Origin of the sequence: Methanosphaera sp. (assembly GCF_016282985.1) — an archaeon.
In the GTDB taxonomy this organism is placed as follows: domain Archaea; phylum Methanobacteriota; class Methanobacteria; order Methanobacteriales; family Methanobacteriaceae; genus Methanosphaera.
Genome location: NZ_JAEELZ010000052.1, coordinates 1 through 5,769, shown reverse-complemented (window position 1 = coordinate 5,769; position 5,769 = coordinate 1). Strand labels below are relative to the sequence as shown.

The following is a 5,769-nucleotide window of genomic DNA, read 5'->3' as shown; positions in this document are numbered from 1 at the left end:
TTGTAATCGAAGGAAACACACTCAGAAACGTTACCGTAATAGCAACAGGTTCCAACTATGTATACGGTATTAACGTGGGAAGAGCAAAAGATACAACAATCGAAAACGTGGACATTGACGTGGAAAGTGACTACTACACCAACGGTATCCAATTATTCGATGCAGTAGACATAACAATCGACGGTACAATCGATTCAACCGCAGCTACCCAGGCATACGGAGTATACGCAACAGCAATGGCAGTTGGAACATCCAGTGGCATTGACCTAACCGGATTAAACATAACTGTTGAATCACCGGATGCAACAGGCGTATTAATCGAAGGTGCCAGTGACGTAATAATAGCAGATACAACATATGACATCAAAGGTGGCAATGCAACCGCAGTAAACGCTCACGTTGACTGGATGGGCAACATCCCAAAAAACATAAACATCACAGAAATGGACATAAAAATCAACGGTACAGAAGACAACAACATCCTATACTTCGGATTATGTGACGGAGTAACAATCACAGAATGTAACATAGAAACCACCAGCGGATCTGAAATAAACTTCAACAAAACATCAAACGCACAAGTAACCAACAACTACATACTCATCAAAGACATGATGACAGGATCATTCGGAAACTACGCAGTAATCACAACAGAAAACGACACAACAGTAGAAAACAACACACCAACATCCAAACTCATCGATGAACTCAACCAACAAATCGAAGACCTACAAAACGAATTAGATCAACTCAAAGCACCAAAAGCAACAACACTAACACTTGATCCTGTAACAGATGCAAAATACAACACCAATATTACAATAAGTGGTACACTTGTAAACGAAGACAGTATTGGTTTATTCAACCAAGTTGTAACATTAACCATTGGTGATAAAACTGTTGACGTTACCACCAAAGGTGGAGTATTCGAATACACAACAAGCTTCAAAACACTCGAAGAACAAACAGTAACAGCAACCTACGCCGGAACCGACAAATACAATGCATCAGAAGATACCATTACTTTCACCCTTGAAAAAGGAGACGTAATAGTAACAGTCGATGAAATTACAGAAACCGCATACGGTGACAACGTAACCATTACAGGTAAATTCACCACCAGCGATGGAAAAGCAATCAGTAACAGTAACGTAAAAATAACAATAGACGGCAAAAAATACTACGCAAAAACAGACAAAACAGGAACATACACACTCTCAGTAAAAGCAAGCACAGTGGGTGAAAACACAATAACCGCAGGTTACAGTGGAAACACCAACTACAACGCATACGAAACCACAGCAACATTCAATGTAAAAGCAGCAGACGCAGTAGTAACCTACGAACCAATCAGTGACGTAACACTTGGTGAAAACGTAACTATTACTGGTACATTCAAAGATGCAAATGGTAAAGCAGTTACAAACAGTAATGTAAAAATCACAATCAACGGTAAAAAGTATTATGCAAAAACAGACAGCACTGGAAAATACACCTTATCAGTAGCAACTACCAAAGAAGGAGTAAACAATGTAACAATAGGTTACAGCGGAAGTGCCAAGTATAATGCTTTCGAAACCAGTACAACATTCACAGTTCTAAAAGCACAATAAAATTTATAATTAATTCCTTTTTTCTTTTTTTTTATATTTTTTTTATTACATTTTTTATTAATAATATTTAATAAAACTTAAAAATTAACTGAAATATTAGAAAATGATATATATTTTACATTATTTTTTATAATAAAACTTTAAATATTATATATTTTAATATAATATAACAGATAAATTTTAAATAATTAATTCTAAAATTAATTTTATTACTTTATTTTAATAAAATATTTAATGGGTATGAAATGGTGAAAAAAATGAATAAATATGTTAAGGGATGTTTATTATTTCTTTTTTTATCAGTTTTAACTTTAGGCGTTGTTAGCGCATCTACTGTTTCTAATGATTCAGTTGATATGGTTGATAATCCTTTTGTTGAACAAGATAATCAAATCGGGTCAACAAATATTATCCCGGATAATGATAATTCAAGGAATTATCAGACTCATAATAATCTTATCAAAGTACAAAAAAATAGTCAAAAGACAGATGATAATTCTTCGTTTAATGAAAATGAGACTTCCAATGTACCTAAAACAATAATTTTCAACTCAGAGACTTTTGATCAATATGTTTCTAATCATCTTTTGAATGATAATGTATCAGATGGTGATACTCTTGATTTTCAGGGTAAAATTTTTGGTCAACGTTTTGCTTTAACTATTAACAAGCCGGTTAATATTATTTCTTCAACAAATGATGCATTATATGGAAATGAGAGGGAAATTGGTTTTACCATTAATCAAGGAGGTTCCGGTACCAATTTAACCAATGTTCATTTTTATAACACTCATGTTGTTACTAAAAATGCAAGTTATGTTAATATTAACAATATTACTGTAGAAGTTCAACATTGTTTGGTGGGTTCTGGTCAAGGAGTTACAAGTATTAGGGATTTCTCAAATCATGTAAATGTTACCAATTCCCTTTTTTACAGTAATTCATCTATAGGTGTAAGTACTCTTGTATGTGCTGGTGCTCAGGATATATTAATTGAAAATAATACTGTAAGGGCAGAAGGATATTGTGGTAATGTACTTTATTTCACTACTTATAATTTGGATCAATATGCTTCTAATAGGAATATTACTCTTAAGAATAATTTAATTGATCATTCAAGGGCACAAGCTCAAAATATATGTATTCCATTGGTATTGCAGGGAAGTAATCATAAAATAATTAATAACACATTATTATATAATGCAACACGGCCTATGGCAAATGCTGGTGATTTTTCTGTAATGGCGCAGATGGTTATGGATGATGAAGGAGAAATGGTCTATGATGATGACGATCTTTCTGGAAATATGTTTATAAACAATAGTATTGAAGGTCCTGCCAGTTTATCAAATGCTATAGTATATGGAAATAAATTTGAAACAGTTATTGTAAGAAATTCTCAAGTTTATAATAATTCAATTCAAAATGTCATCGTTAAAGAAAACAGTATTCTTAGTGATAATGAAGTAATTACCATTGATATTAATCAAAATAATTGTACTGTCTTAAACAATGACTATGTTAATTTATCTATTAATGAATCAACTAATCCTGTTTTAGAAAATAATACCCAGTGGGTTCTTATTGATAAATCAAATATCGATGATTTTGCCGAAATTATTGACTTAGATTGTATAGTTGATTATTCTAAACTATTGGATGATTCAAATATTTTGTTTGATTTAAATGGTTCTGAATTTAACAATCTATTTATAAATAATCTTCATAATAAGAACTTGAAATTTAAGTTATCAAGTTTGGATGGTATTGTTATCAACAATTCTGATGTGAATATTTTTAAATCAGACTTATCACAAACATTATTGTCCATCAATAATTCAAATATAGTCGTTAATGATAGTTTATTGCTTGAATATTATTCAAACAATAGTCAGTTGGAATTGTTGAATTCAAATCTAATTTCAGGTGACAATACATTCATAGTTTCAAAAAGGAATAATAATTTTAATCCAAATGAATATGAAGACTATTTTGATATGAATACGAATATTTTGTTAGAAAGTGTTCCAAACGATAGTAATTTGCTATTTGTTAATTTTAACAATTCATTCACACAACCAATGATAATCAATAAAGCAATTAACATATCCGGAATAAATAATACAGTACTAAACTGTGACATATATTTTGTAGATGGATCAGAAGGTTCAAATTTAACCAATTTGATTATAAACGGTACAATATATATGGATTCTTCAAACATTAATACAGTAAATAACAAAATTTATGGTAATATTGTTATTAATAACTCTGAAGATAGTTTAATTAGGGATAATTTGATTATATATGATGATGTTCCGATAACTCTTGTTAACACAAATTATACTACGATAATAAACAACAACATAACAACAAATAACGTTTACACAATTTTATTGGATAATAATTCAAAAGAAAATATCATTACGAATAATTATCTGATTGCAAATAATAGTTTTAGTAGAAATACGGTAAATGCTAACTTAAACTATAATAATATTATAAATAATTATCCGAAACAAAATGTTAATATAAGTATACAATTAAACGATACAGTTATATTGAATAAACCTGCATTAATTGTTGTTAATGTTACATGTAATAATGAACTTGTGGATAACGGGTTAGTTGTAATTTATTCTAATGGAATAAAAAAAGCAGAAGTTCCAATTAATAATGGTAAAGTTGAAACACCTATTTATCTTGGTGAAACAGGTCAAAATACAATATGGGTGGATTATATTTCTGAAGACATATATTCCGATGGAAATGCTAAGAAAAATGTTACAGTAAATGCAATCAGTAATAATATAGATTTAACTGTCAGTGATACTAGATTATATGAAAACACAACTTTCACAGTAACCATAATGGATGAATATGGTGATGGAGTAAATGAAGGTAATGTGACATTCTCAATTTATAATTCTTCATATATTGTCCCGGTTAAGGATGGGGTTGCAGTATTAACCATGGTGATACCAGAGGAGTATGTCAGTCAGACAATGTATATAAATTTCAGTGGAACGGAGAGTATTAAAAATTCTTCCATTAAATATATAATAAATATGAAAGGGGAAAGTATTGTTTTACTTACATATGATATTTCGGATAATACAACAACAATTACTGCAATTGCAAAGAATATTATTGGAAAAGAATTGAATAAGGGTTATATACAATTTGTCGGTCCAAATTTAATCAAGCTAGTTAAAATTGAAAATAACAAAGCTATATTAACTATAGCAACACCAATGCAGGAAACAGCAATAACTGCTACTTTCAGAAATAATCCCTCTTACGAACAAAGTTCATCAGCAATAACAATTGTTCCTAAAAAGGACGTGCTCATAACTTATGAAGTTACAGGCTCTGTTTCATTAGGTGCAAATGTGACTATTACTGGAAAGTTCACTGATGTTGATGGTAAGATAATATCTAACAGTAACGTTAAAATTATGTTGAATGGTGTTAAATATTATGCTAAAACGGATAGTGCGGGAATGTATTGCTTCTCTAATCAAACATTAGTTTCAGGTATCAATAATGTAAGTATAGGTTATAGTGGTAACAATAAGTATAATCCATATGAAGTTAATACTACTTTCCTGGTTGGTAAACAGGATGTATTTGTAACATATAATCCTATTGTGGAGGTTCCTGCAGGTACAAATGTTTCAATAAGTGGAACTTTTACTACTAATCTGGGTAAGGCAGTATCTAATAGTAATGTGAGACTATTTGTTAATGGTGTCAAGTACTTGGCTAAGACAGATAAGAATGGTGTTTATAATGCTTCCATTTTAGTGACTGCTGTCGGTGTTAATAATTTGACTGTAGGATATGCGGGTAATGATAAGTACAATTCTTATGAGGTCAACACCACGTTTAATGTTGGTAAGCAGAATGTTATTGTAACTTATAATAATGTTATGGAGGTTCCTGCCGGTACCAATGTCACAATAACCGGTACATTCACAACCAATCTTGGAAAAGCAATCTCCAATAGTAATGTTCGTGTCTTTGTCAATGGTGTGAAATACTTGGCTAAAACGGATAAAAATGGTAAATACAACTTGTCAGTACTGGTAACCAAAGTTGGAGTAAACAACTTGAGTGTGGGTTACAGTGGAAATGCAAAATATAATCCTTATGA

Annotated in this window: 2 protein-coding genes; both read left to right on the top strand. The window is 30.8% G+C overall.

Annotated features, from left to right (window positions below):
- A partial coding sequence (locus QZZ11_RS03360; protein ID WP_292473612.1) for an Ig-like domain-containing protein occupies nt 1-1,613 on the top strand: 1,613 nt, incomplete at its 5' end.
- 257 nt (nt 1,614-1,870) lie between these two features.
- Nucleotides 1,871-5,769: Ig-like domain-containing protein (locus QZZ11_RS03355; protein WP_292473611.1), on the top strand; the 3,899-nt coding region annotated here is incomplete at its 3' end.